19 protein-coding genes and 1 tRNA gene are annotated in these 19,001 nt (G+C 70.3%); 7 read left to right on the top strand and 13 right to left on the bottom strand.

From position 1 onward, the window contains the following. Positions 1-53 precede the first annotated feature (53 nt). The 4 genes from tmk (ACFYMC_RS02280) to ACFYMC_RS02265 all read left to right on the top strand — a co-directional run bounded on the left by tmk (ACFYMC_RS02280) (position 54) and on the right by ACFYMC_RS02265 (position 6,597). Positions 54-3,263 carry a dTMP kinase gene (tmk, locus tag ACFYMC_RS02280; RefSeq protein WP_388517447.1) on the top strand — a complete coding sequence of 1,070 codons (3,210 nt, stop codon included), beginning with the start codon at positions 54-56 and terminating at the stop codon, positions 3,261-3,263. 121 nt (positions 3,264-3,384) lie between these two features. Further along, positions 3,385-4,596 (top strand): DNA polymerase III subunit delta', encoded by a 1,212-nt coding sequence (locus ACFYMC_RS02275; RefSeq protein ID WP_388517443.1) that lies wholly within the window; start codon positions 3,385-3,387, stop codon positions 4,594-4,596. A 151-nt stretch (positions 4,597-4,747) separates the two neighbouring features. Next, positions 4,748-6,343, top strand: coding sequence for an alpha/beta hydrolase (locus ACFYMC_RS02270; RefSeq protein WP_388517440.1), 1,596 nt, complete (start codon positions 4,748-4,750; stop codon positions 6,341-6,343). A gap of 177 nt (positions 6,344-6,520) precedes the next feature. Further along, a tRNA-Thr gene (locus ACFYMC_RS02265) sits at positions 6,521-6,597 on the top strand. A 40-nt stretch (positions 6,598-6,637) separates the two neighbouring features. Here the strand turns inward: ACFYMC_RS02265 and ACFYMC_RS02260 are convergent. After that, a complete protein-coding gene (locus tag ACFYMC_RS02260; protein WP_388517437.1) occupies positions 6,638-8,260 on the bottom strand; it encodes a tyrosine-type recombinase/integrase in 1,623 nt (540 codons plus the stop codon). Next, on the bottom strand, positions 8,261-8,977 hold the full coding sequence (locus ACFYMC_RS02255) for a hypothetical protein (RefSeq protein WP_360455490.1): 717 nt from the start codon (positions 8,975-8,977) through the stop codon (positions 8,261-8,263). A 115-nt stretch (positions 8,978-9,092) separates the two neighbouring features. Here ACFYMC_RS02255 and ACFYMC_RS02250 point away from each other — a divergent pair, with 115 nt between their 5' ends. Continuing rightward, positions 9,093-9,332, top strand: coding sequence for an integrase (locus ACFYMC_RS02250; RefSeq protein ID WP_388517434.1), 240 nt, complete (start codon positions 9,093-9,095; stop codon positions 9,330-9,332). Between the two features lie 65 nt (positions 9,333-9,397). Here ACFYMC_RS02250 and ACFYMC_RS02245 read toward each other — a convergent pair whose 3' ends face one another. The 7 genes from ACFYMC_RS02245 to ACFYMC_RS02215 form a co-directional block, all read right to left on the bottom strand. Further along, positions 9,398-9,841 carry an NUDIX domain-containing protein gene (locus ACFYMC_RS02245; RefSeq protein WP_388517431.1) on the bottom strand — a complete coding sequence of 148 codons (444 nt, stop codon included), beginning with the start codon at positions 9,839-9,841 and terminating at the stop codon, positions 9,398-9,400. Then, positions 9,838-10,494 carry a dTMP kinase gene (tmk, locus tag ACFYMC_RS02240; protein ID WP_388517429.1) on the bottom strand — a complete coding sequence of 219 codons (657 nt, stop codon included), beginning with the start codon at positions 10,492-10,494 and terminating at the stop codon, positions 9,838-9,840. Before tmk (ACFYMC_RS02240) ends, ACFYMC_RS02245 begins: the two co-directional genes overlap by 4 nt. Next, the gene (locus ACFYMC_RS02235) at positions 10,491-11,984 is read right to left on the bottom strand and encodes a B12-binding domain-containing radical SAM protein (RefSeq protein WP_388517426.1); all 1,494 of its coding nucleotides are present in this window, start codon (positions 11,982-11,984) and stop codon (positions 10,491-10,493) included. Before ACFYMC_RS02235 ends, tmk (ACFYMC_RS02240) begins: the two co-directional genes overlap by 4 nt. Continuing rightward, positions 11,947-12,786, bottom strand: coding sequence for a hypothetical protein (locus tag ACFYMC_RS02230; protein WP_388517424.1), 840 nt, complete (start codon positions 12,784-12,786; stop codon positions 11,947-11,949). Before ACFYMC_RS02230 ends, ACFYMC_RS02235 begins: the two co-directional genes overlap by 38 nt. Before the next feature lie 4 nt (positions 12,787-12,790). Then, positions 12,791-13,231: a hypothetical protein gene (locus ACFYMC_RS02225; RefSeq protein ID WP_388517421.1), complete on the bottom strand. Its 441-nt coding sequence runs from the start codon at positions 13,229-13,231 to the stop codon at positions 12,791-12,793. Positions 13,232-13,519: 288 nt separating this feature from the next. Next, positions 13,520-13,720, bottom strand: a complete 201-nt coding sequence (locus ACFYMC_RS02220) for a DUF397 domain-containing protein (protein ID WP_173264608.1) — start codon at positions 13,718-13,720, stop codon at positions 13,520-13,522. A gap of 10 nt (positions 13,721-13,730) precedes the next feature. Further along, entirely contained in the window at positions 13,731-14,585 is an 855-nt protein-coding gene (locus ACFYMC_RS02215; RefSeq protein ID WP_388517418.1) for a helix-turn-helix domain-containing protein, read from the bottom strand. Between the two features lie 236 nt (positions 14,586-14,821). Between ACFYMC_RS02215 and ACFYMC_RS02210 the strand changes: the two genes are divergently transcribed. Continuing rightward, the gene (locus ACFYMC_RS02210; protein WP_388517415.1) at positions 14,822-15,277 is read left to right on the top strand and encodes an ATP-binding protein; all 456 of its coding nucleotides are present in this window, start codon (positions 14,822-14,824) and stop codon (positions 15,275-15,277) included. Further along, positions 15,274-15,597: a hypothetical protein gene (locus tag ACFYMC_RS02205; RefSeq protein WP_388517413.1), complete on the top strand. Its 324-nt coding sequence runs from the start codon at positions 15,274-15,276 to the stop codon at positions 15,595-15,597. Before ACFYMC_RS02210 ends, ACFYMC_RS02205 begins: the two co-directional genes overlap by 4 nt. A gap of 131 nt (positions 15,598-15,728) precedes the next feature. On the opposite strand, the gene ACFYMC_RS02200 is transcribed toward ACFYMC_RS02205, so the two are convergent. The 4 genes from ACFYMC_RS02200 to ACFYMC_RS02185 all read right to left on the bottom strand — a co-directional run bounded on the left by ACFYMC_RS02200 (position 15,729) and on the right by ACFYMC_RS02185 (position 18,983). Further along, on the bottom strand, positions 15,729-15,983 hold the full coding sequence (locus tag ACFYMC_RS02200) for a hypothetical protein (RefSeq protein WP_388517410.1): 255 nt from the start codon (positions 15,981-15,983) through the stop codon (positions 15,729-15,731). Then, positions 15,980-16,243: a hypothetical protein gene (locus ACFYMC_RS02195; protein WP_388517408.1), complete on the bottom strand. Its 264-nt coding sequence runs from the start codon at positions 16,241-16,243 to the stop codon at positions 15,980-15,982. Before ACFYMC_RS02195 ends, ACFYMC_RS02200 begins: the two co-directional genes overlap by 4 nt. Before the next feature lie 75 nt (positions 16,244-16,318). Next, on the bottom strand, positions 16,319-17,209 hold the full coding sequence (locus ACFYMC_RS02190; RefSeq protein ID WP_388517405.1) for a peptidoglycan-binding protein: 891 nt from the start codon (positions 17,207-17,209) through the stop codon (positions 16,319-16,321). A gap of 67 nt (positions 17,210-17,276) precedes the next feature. After that, positions 17,277-18,983, bottom strand: coding sequence for a hypothetical protein (locus tag ACFYMC_RS02185; protein ID WP_360455528.1), 1,707 nt, complete (start codon positions 18,981-18,983; stop codon positions 17,277-17,279). Positions 18,984-19,001: the final 18 nt, after the last annotated feature.

The raw sequence follows: 19,001 nt of genomic DNA, 5'->3' as shown, positions 1-19,001 counted from the left end.
GCGGCTCCCCGCCGTCTCCCGCGAGGGCCTCGCACAGCGGATAGGCTGGTCGGATGACGCGAGCCGAGCAGCCAACGGTCGTGAACCCCACCTACGACGAAGCCCTAGCCGCCGACTCACGCGAGCGAGCGGTGCGCGCCCTGCTGCGCTTCCCCCCGCTGCGCAGGATCTGGAGCGCGCAGCTGGTGGGGGGCATCGGCGATGCCCTGGCACTTCTGGCGCTCGCCTGGTTCGCCTTCGAGGCAGCTCTCGCCGAAGGTACCTTCGGCATCGGCTACCGCGGCGCCGCACTGGCCGTGGCCGCCGTGTTCGGCGCCCGGGTGTTGTCCACCCTGCTCGGCGGAGCCGTCCTCCTGGGGCCGCTGACCAAGCTGCTCGGCCCCGGCGGTCCCGTCGACCGGCGCTGGACGATGATGGGCGCCGACACACTACGGATCGGCCTGTTCGTGGTCGCGCCGCTCTGGCTCGACCTGCTCCCCGAACACGCCCTCACCATGCTGCTCGTCACCGCCTTCGTCGCCGGCTTCGCCGAACGGGTGTGGACGGTGGCCCGGGAGAGCACCGCCCCCGCTCTGCTGCCCGCCCCGCCCGCCGAGGGCGAGGTGGTCCGCCCGCTCCCGGACCACCTCGACACACTGCGCCGGCTGACCCTGCGCACCTCCTACCTGGCAGTTCCCACCGCCGCGCTCACCTTGGTGGTCGCCAGCCTGGTCGGCAAACTGCTGGGGCTCGGCATCGACTGGTTCGACACCCATGACGCGGCCATGGGCAGTTACGTCGCCGCAGGGCTGTTCGCCGCCTCCGTATCGGTCCTCTTCCCGCTGGTCCTGCCCGACACCAGGACACCCCGCCCGCGCTCGCCGCTGGAGGGGCTGCGCCCGCCCCGCTGGGGCAGCGAACCGGAGAAGGGGCGCACCGGAGCGATTCCACTGCTCGTACTGGCCTGCGCCGCACTCGCCGGAGCGATCTCCTGCGCCGTGGCCGTGGCCGTCCTGCAGGCCGCCGACCTGGCCGCCGGGCCGGTGGCCTACGGGCTGATCGTCCTCGGGCTGACCGGGGGCATCGCGCTGGGCGTCAAGAACGCCACGAGCGTGCTCCCCACCCTCTCCCGGCGCCGACTGCTGGCCCTGACCCTGGCCGGCACCGGAACCATCCTGCTCCTGATGGGCCTGGTCGCCGACACCACCACGGTCGTTGTGCTGTCCGCGCTTGCCGGAACCAGCGCAGGCATCGCCGCCCGGGTCGGGCACACTCTGATCGACCAGGAGACCGAAGAAGCACGCCGGCCCAGGGTCACCGAACACCTTCAGGCGACGGTGGGCGTGGCCGTCGCCACCGGAGCAGTCCTCGCCCCCCTCCTTGCCGCACTCATCGGCCCGCACCGACTGGCGGGCGCCGACCTGGTCTTCGCGCACGGCGGGGCCGGCTTCACCCTGATGCTCGTCGGTGCGCTGCTCCTGCCCGTGTCGGTGATCGTGCTGGCCAAGGCCGACGACCGGCAGGGCGTACCGCTGCGCCGCGACCTGCGCGAGGCGCTGCGCGGCGGACAGCCGCCCCAGGCCCCCGCCGGCACCGGTTTCTTCATCGCCCTGGAGGGCGGTGACGGTGCGGGCAAGTCCACACAGGTCCAGGCCCTCGCCTCGTGGATCCGGGACAAGGGACACGAAGTGGTCGTCACCAGGGAGCCCGGCGCGACCCCCGTGGGCAAGCGACTGAGGTCGATCCTGCTCGACGTGTCCTCCGCCGGCCTGTCCAACCGTGCGGAGGCCCTGCTGTACGCGGCGGACCGGGCGGAGCACGTCGACACCGTGGTGCGCCCGGCGCTGGCACGCGGCGCAGTGGTCATCTCCGACCGCTACATCGACTCTTCGGTGGCCTACCAGGGCGCCGGGCGGGACCTCTCGCCCACCGAGATCGCCCGCATCTCGCGCTGGGCCACCGACGGCCTCGTACCGAACCTGACGGTTCTCCTGGACGTCTCCCCGGAGACGGCGCGCGAGCGTTTCACGGAAGCCCCGGACCGTCTGGAATCCGAGCCCGCCGAGTTCCACCGAAGGGTACGAGCCGGCTTCCTCACGCTGGCGGCGGCCGACCCGGCCCGCTACCTGGTGGTCGACGCCGGACAGGAGCCGGCTGCCGTCACCACAGTCGTACGGCACCGACTGGACCGCATGCTCCCGCTCTCCGACGCCGAACGGGAAGCCCGCGAGGCCGCCCTCCGCGCCGCGGAGGAAGAGGCCCGACGCAAGGTCGAGGAGGCCCGACTGGAGGCGGAGCGCAAGGCCGAGGCCGAACGCAAGGCCGCCGAGGAGAAGCTCCGTCGGGAAGCCGAGGAGAAAGCCGAGGCCGAACGCCGGGCCGCGGCGGAACGGGAACGGCTGGCGGCCCAGGAGCGCGCACGGCTGGCCGCCGAGGCCGAGGAGAAGGCTCGTCGGGAGGCCGAGAAGAGGGCCGAGGTCGAACGCCGGGCCGCCGAGGAGGCCCGCCTGGAGGCGGAGCGCAAGGCCGAGGCCGAACGCCGGGCCGCTGAGGAAGAAGCACGCCGGCAGGCCGAGGAGAAGGCCCGTGCGGCGGAACAGGAGCGGCTGCGTCGGCAGGCGCAGGACGAGGCCCGGCTGCGGGCCGAAGTCGAGGAACGCCGCCGAGAGAAGCAGCGCAGGGCCGAGCAGGCACTCCTGAGGGCTGAGGAAGCCCGTCGGCTCGCTGAGGCCAGTGCCGCTGCCGCAGCGACCCCCACGACCGCACCCCCCGCAGCGCCTACTCGTCGCCATGACCTGACCAAGCCGGCGGCCGACCCGCGCACCGCCCCGGACCCAGAGGCGGAGGCGGCCACCGTCGAGACGCCACTGTTCGGCTCCGATCCCGACGAGGTGACGCAGACCGTCCCCACCCCGCGGTTCGACCCGCGGGGTGTGGAGGAGACGGCCGTGCTGCCGCCGGTGCGTGATGAGCGGGGTGTGGAGGAGACGGCCGTGTTGCCGCCGGTGCGTCCGGATGCGCCGGCGGACCGACTGCCCCGGGGTTACTTCAGGGACGAGCCGACCTCCCGCCCGTCAGCCGCCGATCCCGGCTCACGGAACTCGGCCGGGGCGGGCGCGGAGGACCGCACCCACGAGATTCCGGCGCTCGACGCGCAGGGGCGCCCGCGCCGTCGCTCCGACTGGGCGGAGGAGACGCCGCTGGACGACCTCCCGACCCTCGCCGACGAACTCCTCGGACCGCGCAACGAGGAGGAGGACGGTCGCGGCGCTCAGCGCGACTGACCAAGGCTCCCCACCGGGGCCGCTCCGCTGCCGACGGAGGCCCTCGACTGTCAGCGGGCCGGTCCACAATGGGTCCTGCTAACAGGGGCCGCCACGAAGGAACGCAAGGGAGCACGGGCCGATGGCCGTATGGGACGACCTCGTGGGGCAGCAGCGCGTACAAGGGCAGCTCGCCGGCGCTGCGAGGGACGCCGACGCGCTGGTCACCGCCGACGCCGCCGGCGCACCCCCGCCGCCGGCCTCGAAGATGACCCACGCCTGGCTCTTCACCGGCCCGCCCGGCGCCGGGCGGGCCACCGCGGCCCGTGCCTTCGCCGCCGCCCTGCAGTGCACCAGCCCGGACCGGGCACTCGGGGGTTCCCCCGGTTGCGGGTTCTGCGACGGCTGCCACACGACCCTCGTAGGCACCCACGCGGACGTGGAGATCATCCGCACCGACCTGCTCTCCATCGGAGTGAAGGAGACCCGCGACCTGGTCCGGCGCGCCCAGCTCTCCCCAGCGGTGGGCCGCTGGCAGGTCATCGTGCTGGAGGACGCCGACCGCTTGACCGAAGGGGCTGGAAACGTCCTGCTCAAGGCAGTGGAAGAGCCCGCCCCGCGCACCGTGTGGTTGCTCTGCGCGCCCTCGCTGGAAGACGTCCTGCCCACGATCAGGTCCCGCTGCCGCCACCTGACGCTGCAGACCCCTTCCGTCGAGGCCGTCGCGGACGTACTCGTCCAGAGGGACGGCATCGAACCATCCGTGGCCGCAACCGCAGCCGCAGCCACCCAGGGGCACATCGGCCGCGCCCGGCGGCTCGCCACCGACGAGCGCGCTCGCCAGCGCCGTGCCGCCGTGCTGAGACTGCCCCTGCGCGTGGACGACATCGGGGGTTGTCTCAAGGCCGCGCAGGAACTGATCGACGCCGCCAGCGAGGACGCCAAGCAGGTGGCAGAGGAGGTGGACACCAAGGAAACCGAGGAACTGCGCGCCGCGCTCGGCGCTTCCGCCGGCACCGGAGGGCGCATGCCACGGGGCACCGCCGGGGTGATGAAGGACCTGGAAGACCGACAGAAGCGGCGTCGCACCCGCACCCAGCGCGACAGCCTTGACCTGGCCCTGACCGACCTCACCGGTTTCTACCGCGATGTGCTGGCCCTCCAACTCGGCTCCGACGTGGCACTGGCCAATGCACAGATCCGGGACGACCTCGATCGCGTCGCCCGTTCCTCGACGCCGGAACGCACCCTGCGCAGAGTCGAGGCCATCCTCGCCTGTCGCACCGCCCTCGACCGCAACGTCGCCCCGCTGCTCGCCGTCGAAGCCATGACCATGGCCCTGCGAGCGGGTTGAGAGCCGGACCAGCCAGTTCGGGGACCGCGCCCCCCGCGCCGACGTTCCCCAGGCAACGCAAAGGCGCCCCCGGCATTGACCGGCTCACTCGTACGGGCAAGGGCTGGCCTGCCCCGCGCTGCGCGCCGCGGGAGCGAGCTAGGCTCCCAGGATGGACACCAGGCGTCTGTTGCGCACCACCGGGACCGTCATCGCCGCCGCCGGTCTGCTCCTCTCCGGCTGCACCAGCGGCAGTTCCGGCCCGAGCGCCTCGGCGTCCCCCTCCGGCTCCGAGCGCGAGGCCGGCCCCTCCGGGAGCCGAGCCCGCCCCGCCGAAGTGCCGGTGGCCCTCAAGTCGTACTACGCCCAACAGCTCAGATGGCGCGACTGCGGAGTCCCCGACTTCCAGTGCGCGACGATGAAGGCCCCACTGGACTACGACCGGCCAGGCGCCGGTGACATCGACCTCGCGGTCGCCCGGAAGAAGGCGACCGGGCCTGGCGAACGCCTCGGCTCCCTCCTGGTCAACCCGGGCGGGCCGGGTGGATCCGCCATCGGATACCTCCAGGCGTACGCCGGTATCGGCTACCCCGCACCGGTCCGCGCCCGGTACGACATGGTGGCGATCGACCCGCGCGGAGTGGCCCGTAGCGCGCCCGTGGAATGCCTGAGCGGGCCGCGCATGGACGCGTACACGCAGATCGACCCCACCCCGGACAACGCCGCGGAGCGCAGCGCACTGGTCGATGCCTTCAAGGAGTTCGCGCAGGCATGCCAGGAACGTTCCGGCAAGGTCCTGCCGCACGTCTCCACCGTAGAAGCCGCCAAGGACATGGATGTGCTGCGGGCCGTGCTGGGAGACGAGAAGCTCGGCTACGTCGGAGCCTCCTACGGCACCTTCCTCGGCGCGACCTATGCGGACCTCTTTCCCGGCCGCGTCGGCCGTCTGGTCCTCGACGGGGCGATGGACCCCTCCCGACCGGCGGTCGACCTCAACCGAGACCAGACCGCAGGCTTCGAAACCGCCTTCCAGTCCTTCGCTAAGGACTGCGTGACCCAACCCGACTGCCCTCTCGGAAACAGCGGCACCGGCGAGGCCACCCGCCGCCTGAAGGACTTCTTCCGCAAGGTCGACGCCCAGCCCGTACCCACCGGAGACACCCGGCCGCTGGGAGAGGCACTCGCCACCACCGGCGTGATGGCCGCCATGTACGACGAATCCGCCTGGCCGCAGCTCCGGGAAGCCATCGCACAGGCGATGAACGGCGACGGTGGCGGCTTGCTGGCCCTCGCCGACAGCTACTACGAGCGGGAGCCCGACGGCGAGTACGCCAACCTGATGTCCGCCAACGCCGCGGTCAACTGCCTCGATCTGCCCGCCGCCTTCACCGGCCCCGAGGGTGTCGAAGCCGCCCTGCCCTCCTTCGAGAAGGCATCTCCCGTCTTCGGCGCCGGCCTCGCCTGGGCCTCCCTGAACTGCACATACTGGCCGGTCAGGGCCACCGGGCGCGCTCACCCCCTGGTGGCCAAGGGCGCGGCGCCCATCCTCGTCGTGGGCACCACCCGCGACCCGGCCACGCCCTACGCCTGGGCACAGGCGTTGGCCAGCCAACTCGATTCCGGCGTCCTGCTCACCTATCAGGGTGATGGACACACGGCGTACGGTCGCGGGAGCGACTGCATCGACACCGCCATCAACCGCTACCTGCTGGACGGGACCCCGCCCGCCGGGGGCACCACCTGCAAGCCCACGGGTTCCCCGTCCTAGAGCCGGTCCACTTGACCCGGCTGACCCGCCAGTGAAGCCACCACTGAAGCCGCTGACTCGACGCCACCTGCCCCGGCACCCTGCTTCACCAGGTCCGGGGCACCCCAGAACACCCTGTAGACTTGGCGCCGCTGCTCCAGCGAATCTTCCCTGCGGATGATCCGTTCGATGTGGCATGCCGCCTTAGCTCAGTTGGCCAGAGCAACGCACTCGTAATGCGTAGGTCTCGGGTTCGAATCCCGAAGGCGGCTCCAGAGAAGTCCTGGTCACCTAGCCCGTGACCAGGGCTTTTTCTTATGCACTGGCTGTGCGGGGTCGGAACGCGATGATCTTCGCGCCCTCATGTGAGGCCGACGTGAGGCCATCCTGCTTGTTCGCCTGCTCGACCGCCCGCTGCTGGGGCAGGCGAGCGCTTCCGCGCGGGACCATGGCGGCGGTTGCCTCGGCGGCCTCGGCGGCGGCCTTGGGCATGACCGACTGATAGATGTCTCGCGTGATCCGGCTGTCATTGTGGCCGAGGGTCTCGGACACGATCTTGACGTCGACGCCGGCGGCGAGCATGAGCGAGGCGGCGACGTGCCGCAGGTCGTGCAGCCGGATCGGCGGCAGTCCGGAGAGGTCGACGAGCCGCTCGAACTGATCGGTCAGCCACCCGGGGTGAATCCGGTCGCCGTCCTCTTGGGTGAACATCCGGCCCGACTCGATCCACGCGCGCCCCCACTGGCAACGCTCGGCGGCCTGCTTGGTCCGGTGCGCGTCGAGCACCTCGGCGGTGTACTCGTCGATCGAGAACACGCGCTCGCCGCTGTCGGTCTTGGGCAGGCTCTCTATCACCTCCCATCCATCCTGTACGAGTTGAGTGGCAACGGTCATCGTGCGACTCGGTGCCGAGTAGTCGGCCCACCGGACGCCGCACGCCTCGCCGCGGCGCAGACCCCGGAACGTGATCAGGTGGAAAAGCGGCAGCAGTCGGTGTTTCGTCTCGGCGAGGTAGTCGAGGAACTGCCCGGCCTGCTCGGGGGTCCACACCATGACCGCCGAGGGCCGCTCGCCGGTCCGCACCCATGCCTCGACCCGCTCGGGCGTCCAGACCATCGCTTTGGGTCGCTTGGCCGGAGTGAGCTCGACGTATGAGGCGGGGTTGAAGGTGATCGCCCCGCGCGCGATGGCGGTGTTCAGCGCGGCCCGCAGCGTGTCGCGGACGTGCTTCTGAGTCGACGGTCCGGTGATGCGGCGGAACGGCGGCATCGCGTCTATGGCGTCCTTGAGGAACTTCCTTCGGCCTCGGTTCTCGATCCCCTTCCACGGGATCGTTTTCAGCTCGTCGAGCGCGGCGCGGCGCTGCATGTTCGCTTCGTGAATGTCGGCGTTGGTCTCGGCGATGCCGGCGAACATCTCGTCGAGGTGCTGCACCGTGAGGCGGTCGAGGCGGATGTGCCCGATCCGGGGTTTCAGGTGGCACCTGATGTCGACCTCGTACCGGGTTTCTCCGCTCTTGCGGAGTGCCTTCTTTCCGGCGAGCCACACGTCGAGCCACTCGGCGACCGTCATGTGCTGAGTCAGAGACTGCCCGGTCGCGAAACGGCGCTTCGTCTCGTCGTAATCGGGGATGTCCTCGCCGCTCGCGGACACGGTTTCGAGCAAGTCGGCGAGGCGGCGGCGGCCGTCGGGGTCCGACTTCTTGTCGGCGATGTCGAGCAGCGCGGCAAGCGCGGTGATGTCGGTCTGCGCGTCCGTCTTGGTCTTGTACCCGCTGCGCCGGAAGCGGCGCCGGGTGCCGTCCTCGCGGGGCGGCAGTTCCTGAACCAGGCTCCACACGCCGTGTGTTCGCTGGGTCAGCTTCTTGCACGCTGCGCCGAGCTGCTTGTCGGTCTGCGGGTCGCGGCATCCGCAGCGCTTGGTGATCGTTCCGTTCATCTAGTCGGTCTCCTCGGGTGTGACTGAGTTGGGGGCGTCGAGCATGTCGAGCCCCTGCATGTCCTCGATCAGGTGGTGCGGTAGGGCGGGGACCTTGAGCCCTGCGCGCACCATGTCGTCGATGTGGCGGGCGAGTTCTTCGAGGCGGTGCACAAAGTCGGTCTCGGCGTCGGGATCACCTCCCCTCGCTTGGTTGGCCTCGGTGCGGAGATAGGCCCTGCGGACGATCGCGAGGCGCCGCTCGAACTCGGGGTACAGCGAGGCCGGATATGCCGCTGTAGCCCACGCTGCGGCCCATGTCTGGCCCGTTCCGGCGATCCGCCGGGAGTCGGTGACGTACCGCCCGTCGAGGGGCCCGTCGAGCTTCGGTGTCGTCTCGCCGGTCATCCACTGCCACACCGTGTAGGGGTCGCGCGGATCGGCGGCCGGAACGGTAGGCACGGTCTCCTCGCTCCCGAGGGGGAGCAACAAGAGCAGAGGGGGAGTGGCGAGGGCCAGGCCGAGCACGAGCAGGTCGTCGACGGTCACCGGACGGCGTTTCTTGCCCTCGGCGCCTGATCGGCCGGTCTCGATGCTGACGATCACGGCGTACGTGATGTCGGGGCGCCCGAGGCGGGCGCACTCGGCGGCGAGGTCGTTTCGGTTCATGCCGAGGCGTTCGCGGTGCCGGCGGATCTGTGCGGCGACGACGTCGCCCGCTGTCTGGTGACTGTGCATATTGCAAAGCTAGCTATGTTGCTTGCAAAGATCCAGTCGGAATCGTACGTTTCTGGTCTGGCACTGCTCGACACCATCGGTCCGCAGTGCACACCGATGTCACAGGGGGTAGACCATGACGACTACAGAGCAGGGGATGACACACGACGAGCTGATGCACCTACCCGTCGCCGTCCCGCTGGAGACCGCAAACCGTGCGCTGCACCTCGGCCGCACGACCGGGTATCACCTCGCCCGGACCGGCCGGTACCCCGTGCGGGTCCTGCGACACGGACGGGCGTACAAGGTGTCGCGCTATGACCTGCACCGGCACCTCGGCGTCGATGCGGACGCACCGGCGGACGGGGGAGCCTAGGCAGGAACGCCCCGCCCGCCGGGCCTTGAGGGCGCGACGGGCGGAGACATGGGGTTGACCGTGGTCTACGACCAACCGTGCTCGGTGAGCGGCTCGGCGTCCTTGAGATAGCCGAGCAGCCCGGCGGCGGGGTACTCGATGATGTCCTCGGGCAGCTCGTGCACGGACCACCATCGCAGGTCGAGGCACTTCTCGGGCTCGCGGTTCACCGGCTCGCCCGTCCACGTGGTGGCCAGGAAGAACAGACCGATTCGCTCGGTGTCGGCGTCCTGCTTGTGGTGCACGACGTGCACGAGCCGCAGGTGCTCGGGGTCGACCTCGACGCCGGTCTCTTCGAGCAGCTCACGCGCGGCACCCATGGTGAGCGGCTCGCCGGCGTCGAGCTTGCCCGAGGGGGCGTGCCACCGACCGTAGCCGTACGGCCCCCCGCGCTGCGACAACAGCACCTTGTCGCCATCACGCAGAATCACGTGCGTGTCGATCACGGGGGTTGCGAGTGCTGCGTTCATGAGTTCACCGTGCGGTCGTCGGGGTCGGTGGGGTTGTCGACGCTACCCCCGGACGGGGGCAGCGCGTCGGCGATTCGCTTCGCTACATCCGTAGGGGTGGCGTCGGTCGAGTCGAGCACGAGCACCTCGACGCCGAGGGTCATCAAAGTCTGTGCGGCCTCGCGGTAGAGCGCGACCTCGCGGGCGGGCCCGTCGGGGTCGTCATGGAAGCGGTGGCGCTTCCCGCGCTCAGCGAGACGGGCCGCGATGCTTGCCGGGTCCGCAGTGAGGATCACGGCCAGGTCGGGCAGCAGGATGTGCCGGTTCAAGGCGAGCACGAACGGCTCGGGTACGCCGTCGAGCTGCTGGAGAACGAGATTCGACGCGAGGTAGCGGTCACAGATCACGGTCTCGCCGGCCTTGAGCAGCGGATCGAGCTCGACCTCGATGTGCTCGTACCGGTTGGCGGCGACGAGACAGGCGAGGGCGCGGCCGTGAATGTGGTTCGCCTTGGCCCGGGTGAACTCGCCGAGCTCGCTCGTCGAGGGCTCCGTCGTCGTGTGGACGTGTCTTCTGCGGTCGACGAGCAGGCGGCCGAGCTCGGCGACCGTGGTCGACTTCCCGACCGCGCTCGGGCCGTCGACCGTGACGAACACGCCGGGGTGGACGGTCACGCGGCGACCCCCAGACGGTTGCGGTCGTGCTGCTCGCGGGTGAGCTCGGCGAGCGTCGCGCGGAGCTTCGGGAGAGGGACGGTCCCGAACTGGACGCCGACCGAGAAATTGAACTCGTCGCGGGCGCGCATCGACTCGTCGGCGCCGTCGGCGGTCAGGTCGACGTCGGAGTACGCGAGCAGTGTGTCGGGCTCGTGTCCGGCGTCGGTGAGCGTCTTCCAGATCGGCGTACCGGGGTAGGGCCGGAACTCGAACACGCTCGCCCGAAAGCGGCCCGCTCCGTACCGGTCGGCGATGGCCCACAGGTTGTGGATGTGACGCACCGTGGCGTCGAGGTCTTCCTGCTCCTCCCCGGGGTACCCGAGGATGAAATACCCCTTCACACCGATGCCGCGCGCGAGCAGCCGGGCGGCGACCTGCTCGGTCATCTTGGCGGTAATCCGCTTGTCCATGCCGGCGAGCACGCGGTCGCTGCCCGACTCGATGCCGAGGGCGACCTCGCGTAGTCCGTTCGCCTTGAGTGTGTCGAGCATGGCGTCGTCGAGGCGGTCGAACACGTTGATCCGTCCGGTGGCGTCCCACACGTACCGGTCGCCGATCCTGTGGCGGGTGAAGGCTTCCATCTGTGGCACGATCACCCGCTTCGCGCCGAGGAACAGATCGTCGACGAACCGGTACGCGGTGGTGCCGTAGGTCTCGTGCAGGTGGTCGAGCTCGTCGACGATGCCCTCGGGCGACCGGGGGCGGATCTTGACGTCGGGGTTCGCCGATACGGCGGCACCGCAGAACCCGCAGTCGTACGGGCACCCGCGCGATCCGACGATGTTCGCCTCGGTCCGGCCGTCGTCGGCGGTGTATGGGTCTTGCGGCAGGAACGCGCGGTTCACGAGCGGTAGCGCGTCGATGTCCGGGCTCAGCCAGTCGGCGGCCCGATCGCGGGCGATGCCGGCGGCGTGTGTGCCGAGCAGCCGGTCGCGCCACATCACCCCGGGCAACTCGGCGCGGCGACGCTCGTCGGCCAGCAGCGCGGCGACTCGGGGCTCGCCCTCTCCGATCACCAGGGCGCGCAGGTTGCCCATGCGCGGATCGTCGAGGATGCGGGCGGGCATCGCGCGGGCGTGGTGCCCACCGACCATGAGCGAGATACCGGGGTCGAGCCCGGCGGCGATCCGTGCCGACATCTCGTACGTGGGGGCGAGCAGGTTCATCCCCACCCAACGGGGCCGGACGCCGTTGATCAGGCGGGCGGCTTCGTCGACGCCGAGCCCCTGCGCCTCGGCGTCCAGTACACCCACGTTGAAACCGGCCTGCTGCGCGTAGGTGGCGATGTACGCCATCCCGAGCACGGGCAGGGTGTAGTCGTTCGTTCGGGGCCGCAGGGCGTAGTCGCGGAGCGGCGCATTCACGAACAAGGCGTCGAGCACCCGGTTCGGGTCGGCGCCGGCGATCAGGTCAGAGGCTGCTCGGTCCTCCGTGGCCGTTAAGGTCATTGCTCCCCCACGTGAGAGTGAAAAGGGTCAGGGCGTGCAGTTGCGTGCGTGCGGGCGCCCATCGGCGCCACAGGGCCTCGAACTCACTGTCAGAGCTCGGGAAATCGAGTGCGGGGGCCGCTTTCCGGGCCCACGTGCGCACGGCGAGGTCGCCGTGCGGGTAGATCGAAAAGTCGCCGGTGAAGTCGGCCGCGGCGGCTGCTGCGGTCCATGGCCCGATGCGGCGCACCTCGACGAGCTCTTTGATCAGGCTTTCGGGGTCGAGCGTGGCCCAGTGCTCGCCCCGGTCGAGGTACGCCTCGGCGGCGGCGCGCAGCGCGTTGCGGTTGAACTTCGCCCCGACGGCGCCGAATCCGTCGTCGGAGATCCCGAGCACGGTCTCGGGAGTTGGCACGGTTGCGAACTCGCCGGCCGCCGTGGTGAAGGTGCGCCCGTAGGCGGTGTAGAACGCCCGGTGCTTGCGCGCGGCCTGCTTTGCAGTCACGACCTGGCGGAGAATGGCGGTCGCGATCGCATCCCACAACGACGGGTTGGTGAGACGGGCGACCGTGCCGAGGCGCACCAACTCGTCGAGCAGTGGCACGGCTTGCTCGGGTGCGGCGGGTAGCTCGATCGGTGATGTGTAGGCGACGGGCGGCTGCTCGGCGGCGGGGCCGCCCGTAACGGGCCACAGGGCGAGGTGTTCGCTCCGGTGGTTCCAGACGGCGAGCCATGCGGCGCCCCCATGCTCGACGAGACGGGCGCGTTCCTTCTTGGCGGTCGTCTGCCATGCGGGGTGTTCAGTGATGATCTTCGTGCTCATGGGCTCAATTCCGGTCGAGGGGGCGCGGGTTAGGGGGCGCGATGGCGGCGTGCGTGCGCAGTTCGAGGAAGCGCACGGGGGTAATCGTCCACTCGACGACCGCCCCACTTCCCACTACCACGGTGAACCCGCAGCGCGTGCCCGAGTTGAGCAGAGCGAGGGCGTGCAGCCATCCCGACTCGGCCCACTCGACCGCCCGTTCGACCTCGCGCGGGGTCATCCCGAGCATGTGAGCCGTGCGCACCTGAACGCGCAACGCGCGTATGGCGGCACGCGGCGTCGGAAACACGCGCGGCTGATCGAGCGGCGAGGCCCTGCGCGCGTACTGCGAGTCGTACCGCAGCACCTCGAACAGAAACCCGTGTTCGACGAGTGCCTTGGCCTGCTGGGGGTGGCTGGACAACCTTGCCCCGTTGACGGTGATCACACCGGCTGGCGCGCTCATTCCCTCACCCTCCGGACGCGGTTACATGGTTGCCCCTGTCCGGCAGTGAGGCGTAAGTGCGCCGGCCAGGGTGGACCCTCGGGGGTTCTCCCTAACGGGCGTGCGAATAGGGAGCTTTCAGCGTATAAAGGTGCGGCGTCGCTGCGTCGCAGAGTGACCGTAGCGCCACGCATAATGCGGTTGCAAGGGTGTACCGGTACAACCATGCAGACTGGCATATGCAAGAACCCCCCGACCCTGGTCAGGCGGGGGGTGTGAGGTTTTGCGGCGTCGGGGGGTAGCGGCTGGTTAGTTGACGAAGTGGTCGAACTCGCCGGCCTTGACGCCCTTGATGAACGCTTCGAGCTTCTCGGGCGACGTGGTGATGATGCTCGCCGGGTCGTCGCTCTCGCACAGCAGGATCACGCCTTCGTGCTTGGCGACGTGCAGGCACTGCTCGCCGCCGCCCCCAGAGAAGCTCGACTTCTGCCAGTTGAATTCGCTGTTCATCCCTGATTTCTCACAGTTCTCTTGCGATGTGGTGAATGAAACTTCGCGACTCGTCGGGGTCGAGTGAGGTCTGCTCGGCGAACTTGAGCAGGGCTCTGTACCGGTCGAGGTTCGCGGCGGTGTCCAGGAAGCGACCGCCGAAAGGCGTGTCGATGTGGACGGTGTCCAGTTGCGGGACCGCACCGGTCGCATACATCACGGTCTGTGTGACCTCGATGAAGTCGTCGGCCGCGAAGGGGATCACCCGGAGCGTGATCCAATCCTGCTCGGATGCCTGTAGAAGGTGTTCGAGCTGTGCTCGGGCCACCTTCCGACCTCCGACTCGCATGCGCAGTGCAGCCTCGTGCACGATCGCCTCGAATCGTGGCGGAGTGTCGCGGTCGAAGATCGCTCGGCGCTTCATGCGGTGTTCGACTCGGGCGTCGACTTCTTCCCCCGGTACCTGCGGGATGACACCTGCGAACAGCGCTCGTGCGTAGTCCTCGGTCTGCAAGACACCGGGGAACGTCATGGGCTGGAGGCATTGAAGGCCGGTCGCGTGATGTTCGAGTTCGGCGATGTCGAGAAAGCCCGGGGCGAGGATGCCGCGATAGTCGTCCCACCAGTGCGTGCCTCGCCGCTCGGCAGAGATGACGCACAGCGCGGCGAGCAGGGCGTCGTCGTCGCACTGGTAGAACGTGAACAACCTGCGGATTCGCTCGTCGCTGATCCCGAGTCGGCCGGCCTCGATGTTGCTGATCCTGGCCGCATCGGTAGAGAGCAAGCCCGCAGCATCTCGTGCGGTCATGCCGGCGCGCTCGCGTAGCTTCCGCAGCTCGGCGCCCAAGCGAACCTGTCGGGCGGTCGGATTATCCCTCGGCGGCATGTGTCCCTTCCCCTTGTCCTACCAGAGTTTGCCGGTTGCGGCGGCATGGGTCCACCCGCGCAACTTGTCGGGGGTACAGGGTTGTACCGGTCCAACCTTTTCCCTTATGGTCCTGGCAGCACCGCGCCACGCCAGTAAGCCCGAAGTGCAGCCGTTGCGCACGCTTTTGCGCGCCCCGGGGACGGCCAAGCCACGCATGGCGAGCGCGAGCTCAGACAGCGTTGGGAGACGACGAAATGACGACCGCAGCCTTAGCACCTCCCGCACAACCACCCGAGCAGAACGCGAGCTACAGGTTCACCGCGCCCCGATTGCCGAGCACGCCCGCTCTCGCCCGGCACTGGGTCGCCGACCTGCTGCGTTTCGGCGGGCGCGCGCACCTCGCCGAGCGTGCCGAACTCTGCACGTCCGAGGTGGCCACGAACGCGTACCTGCACACTGCCTCGCCCCTGATGACGGTAGAGGTGTCGCTCTCGACCGAGGGCGTAACCGTCTGCGTGCACGACGGCGCCCCGGGACGTAAACCGCAGGTACGGCCCACGTGGGCAGACCCGAGCTCGCTCTCGCCGACCGGGCGCGGCCTCGGGCTCGTATCCGCCTACGCCGACATGTGGTCGGCGGTGTCCGACGAGTCATCAAAGACCGTGTGGTTCATGCTCAGTGACAGCTCGACGGCGAGGTGTGCAGCGTGACCACCTATGCCGACCGAGCCCTGCTCGGCCTAGTGATCATCTTCGCGAGCCTCGGTGTGCTCGTACTCGTGGCGATCTACGCCTCGATTCCCGGCCCCCTCCACGCCGAGACGCCGCCGCCCGACACCGAGGGACAGACCTACACCTGCTACTGCTGGCGCGACCCGATCCCCGTGCGGGTCGTGGTCGGCCCCAGCAAGGGCCGAGCGCCTGCCCGCGCGAGGCACGCACGCCACGCCGCCCGCTCGAAAACCCATGTCTCCCACGCGGGAGCGGGCGGCGGCGGAAGGGGCGCACCTCCCGTGCTCGCGACCGGATAGGTCGCGCGCACGGTGACCCCGAGCAGTGGGCCCTCGACGAGTGCACCGTCGAGGGCCCATTCGCCTGCCCTCACAACGACAAAGGCGCCCCCCGCAACCGGACAGACCCGGGTGCGGGGGGGCGTGAGCGTTCAGTGAGTGGCGGTCTGCCACAGGGTGAGAGCGAGGCCGATTACGGCGACCAGAGCGAGGACGCTCGGGAGGGGCCACCGGGTTTTTTCGAGGGCGTCGAGTCGCTGTTCGTGGTCGGCGAGGCGGTTGTCGGTCTGGTCGCTGCGCTGCACGAGCAGGGCGAGCGAGCCGTCGGTGCGGGCGAACCCTGCCTCGACGACGCCGCGCAGCCGCTCAAGTTCGAGCGCGACGTCGCCCGGGGTCGGGTCGGTCACTGGCGCCCGCTGTGGTCGCGGTCGAGGGCGAGCAGCTCGTCGTCGGGGTGCGGGGCGGCGCGCAGCCACTGCGGCAGCAGGTTGTCGACGACCGGGAGTGCCATCACGCGCGTGATGGCACCCGCGATGGCGAGGGCCAGGCCGACGCCGGCGGCGGTCTGCGGGATGCCGGCGGCGTCGATGATCAGGGGCATACCTGCGGCCAGGGCGAGGGCGGTCTGCACGATGGTGCGGAGGGTGCGACGCGAGGCGTCGGTCATGGGTGTACCTCTCTGTTCGTGATGGGGGAACGGGCCGCCCGCCGTGTGCGGGCGGCCCATGTGATGCGGGGCGGGTCAGATCTTGGGGACCTTGAGCGCGTTCCAGGACGCGCGGCCGGGCCACCCGTCGGCGTCGTCGCCCCGGTAGCCGAGGTGTCGCTGCCACCGTGCGTAGCTCTGGCGGTCGACCTCGGTCCACTGCGGCCCCGGTCCTCGGCGGTAGGCCGAGCAGCCCTCGGCGACGAGCCGCCGGCCCATGGCGGTGATGATCGGCGAGTGCGGGTGCCGCTTGAAGAACGCGACGCCCGGGTACGGCTCGAACCTCGGCGCCGACGGCTTGGGCTTGGGCTGCTCGGGCTTGGTGGCGAGGCGGCGGTCGATGCGCTCGCGCATGGTGGTCATGGAGAACCCGCGCGGGTCCGACTTCCAGTCGCTCCACTCCTTGTGGCCGATGACGCTCGCGCCGGTCCAGCCGTAGGCGCGGCAGATCGCGGCCGAGACGCGCTCGATCGCGTCGAGCTGCGCGTCGGGCCACGGGTCGCGGCCGTCGCCGAGGTTGACGCACTCGAACCCGTAGAAGTGCGCGTTTCCGTCGGTCGCGCCGGCCGAGCCCTCATGTCGGTGGGTCGCCGGCAGCGACCGCTCGGCGACCACTGCGGCGAGCACGCCCGGGTCGCCGCCCCCGGCGTGGTTCGCACGTCCCGCGCTGATCAGGTAGACCGTGCCGTTCTTCGCGATCACGCCATGGCACAGCGGCCCCGGGAGCGCGGCGTATCCGTCGTAGCAGAGCCGCACCGAGTGCTCGGTGCCCTCGCTCACGGTGTGGTGGATCATCACACCGTTGATCGGCCCAAACGAGCCCTTGTGGTTGCGGTTGTGGGTGCGCCACGAGTCGACCTCGACGACGCGAACGCCCTCGGCGCGCAGGATCGCGACGAGCCGATCGGGCGTGAACGGGGTTGCCATGGTGGGTGTCTCCAGACATGAAAAAACGCCCTCGGCGGGGTGCCGGGGCGTGCGGTCGGTGGGGTGGTCAGACGAGAGCGAGCGCCATGATCGCGGGGTCGAGCCCTACCTCGCCCGAGCTCTGGTTGACGGTGCTCGGTAGCGACGTCTGCGCGTCGAGGCACCATGCGCGCTGAAACGCGCTGCCCAAGAAGAAGTTGGCCGGTGCGCTCGGGCTCTCGTTCTGTATGTGCATGTAGTAGAAATCCGTCGCGCTGCCGGCGGAGAGCAGGAAGGCACTCCAGTACCGGCCCGGTTGCAGGGTGACCGTGCCGGACAAGGGCACGGGCACGGCGCCGATGTGGTTGCTCTTGGCGCCCGGGGCGGTACCGGTGATCTGTCCGGCCGAGGGCAGGCTCGACACCTGCCCCGAGGTCGCCACGCGCGCCCCCGACTCGTTGTAGATCCCGGCATAGAACCGCGCGGCCGGTACCGCGCTGCTGCCCGCCCATCCGCGCGCGAAGATCGCGACGGCGTTGACCGGGGTCGGCTCGGAAATGTAGATGCCGCTCAGATAGAGCCGCTTGAGTACGGCGGCCTTGATCGTGGTCGGGTTCGAGACGTGCGCGGGGTCGCACGACCACGCCTGAAACCCGAGCGCGGCCGGCGTCCATGTGTTGCGCGTGGAGGTGGAGGGGAGCTGTTCGACCGGGAGCCGGCCGGACGAGTCGAGCGAGGCGACGCCGGACGCCGCGCCCCGCGCGGTGGTCGCGATGGCGCCGACTTGCGCGGCGGTGTGCGTATGACTCGTCGCCGCGGCGCCGACATCGGCCGCGGCCAGGACGACGACGCCGGTCTGCCCGTTGACGGACTCGACCGCGCCGGCGCCCGAGGTGTCGGGAAGCTGCTCGGCCGGAACCTTGCCGGTCGCGTCGAGCTGCGCCACGCCCCCGGCGGCGCCGGCGGCCGTGGCGGGCAGGGCGCCGACGTCGGCGGCGCTCAGCACGACGTCGGCCGCGCTCACGCCGTTGACGGACTGGACGACGCCCGGGGCACCGGGCGCCCCGGCGGGACCGGTGTCGCCCTGGTCACCCTTGACGCCCGGGACACCCTGGGGGCCCTTGAGATTGCCGATCGAGGCGCCCCACCCGGACGGGCCGCGCTGCCAGATGTCGCCGGTATCGGTGCGCAGCAGCATGTCGCCCGGTCGCGTGCTGGCGCTCGACGTCGAGGCGTCGTTGACGTACCAAGCGGCGCCGCGCACGTCGCCGCCGAGCTGCGTCCACGCGCCGGCGGTCTTCTGCCACGTCGAGACGGTCGTCGAGGTGACGCCGAGGAACTCGCCCGACTCGTACCGCACGTAGAGGTCGCCGTCGACGCCGAGGGCGGGATCGGGTGCGGCGGTGCCGCTGTAGATCCTGCTGCCCGGGGTGCCGTCGGGGCCCTGCGGTCCGGGCACGCCGACGTAGTTCGGTTTCGAGGGGTCGGTCGGAGCGATGTCGGACAGATCGACGTCGGGGTACACGGCCGGTAGCACGATGTTGTACGAGCGGCCCACGGGGATACCCGAGAGCTGCTCGGTCACGACGTACGCCCATCCGGACGGGTCCATGTCGGGCGCGTCGGTGGCCGGCAGGGTGACCTCGACCGCGCCCTGCGCGTCGAGCTGCACGGTCACGGGGCCGCCGAGGATCACGTCGGCTTGCGGGAAGGTGAGTTGTGCGGGCGCGCGGAAGACGATCGCCCCGGACAGCGGGACGCCGTTCGGGGCGAGGAAGCGACCGCGCACGGTCACAGTGGGTATGGACGGGGG

Source organism: Streptomyces sp. NPDC006879, from assembly GCF_042869595.1.
Classification (GTDB): Bacteria; Actinomycetota; Actinomycetes; order Streptomycetales; family Streptomycetaceae; genus Streptomyces.
Note: the sequence above shows the minus strand (reverse complement) of the source record. Positions and strands in the feature narration are given on the sequence as shown.

Bases quoted from the DNA above. Each gene is read 5' to 3' on its own strand.
- tmk (WP_388517447.1), top strand. From the start codon at position 54: ATGACGCGAGCCGAGCAGCCAACGGTCGTGAACCCCACCTACGACGAA.
- ACFYMC_RS02275 (WP_388517443.1), top strand. From the start codon at position 3,385: ATGGCCGTATGGGACGACCTCGTGGGGCAGCAGCGCGTACAAGGGCAG.
- ACFYMC_RS02270 (WP_388517440.1), top strand. From the start codon at position 4,748: ATGGACACCAGGCGTCTGTTGCGCACCACCGGGACCGTCATCGCCGCC.
- ACFYMC_RS02260 (WP_388517437.1), bottom strand. From the start codon at position 8,260: ATGAACGGAACGATCACCAAGCGCTGCGGATGCCGCGACCCGCAGACC.
- ACFYMC_RS02255 (WP_360455490.1), bottom strand. From the start codon at position 8,977: ATGCACAGTCACCAGACAGCGGGCGACGTCGTCGCCGCACAGATCCGC.
- ACFYMC_RS02250 (WP_388517434.1), top strand. From the start codon at position 9,093: ATGACGACTACAGAGCAGGGGATGACACACGACGAGCTGATGCACCTA.
- ACFYMC_RS02245 (WP_388517431.1), bottom strand. From the start codon at position 9,841: ATGAACGCAGCACTCGCAACCCCCGTGATCGACACGCACGTGATTCTG.
- ACFYMC_RS02235 (WP_388517426.1), bottom strand. From the start codon at position 11,984: ATGACCTTAACGGCCACGGAGGACCGAGCAGCCTCTGACCTGATCGCC.
- ACFYMC_RS02230 (WP_388517424.1), bottom strand. From the start codon at position 12,786: ATGAGCACGAAGATCATCACTGAACACCCCGCATGGCAGACGACCGCC.
- ACFYMC_RS02225 (WP_388517421.1), bottom strand. From the start codon at position 13,231: ATGAGCGCGCCAGCCGGTGTGATCACCGTCAACGGGGCAAGGTTGTCC.
- ACFYMC_RS02220 (WP_173264608.1), bottom strand. From the start codon at position 13,720: ATGAACAGCGAATTCAACTGGCAGAAGTCGAGCTTCTCTGGGGGCGGC.
- ACFYMC_RS02215 (WP_388517418.1), bottom strand. From the start codon at position 14,585: ATGCCGCCGAGGGATAATCCGACCGCCCGACAGGTTCGCTTGGGCGCC.
- ACFYMC_RS02210 (WP_388517415.1), top strand. From the start codon at position 14,822: ATGACGACCGCAGCCTTAGCACCTCCCGCACAACCACCCGAGCAGAAC.
- ACFYMC_RS02195 (WP_388517408.1), bottom strand. From the start codon at position 16,243: ATGACCGACGCCTCGCGTCGCACCCTCCGCACCATCGTGCAGACCGCC.
- ACFYMC_RS02190 (WP_388517405.1), bottom strand. From the start codon at position 17,209: ATGGCAACCCCGTTCACGCCCGATCGGCTCGTCGCGATCCTGCGCGCC.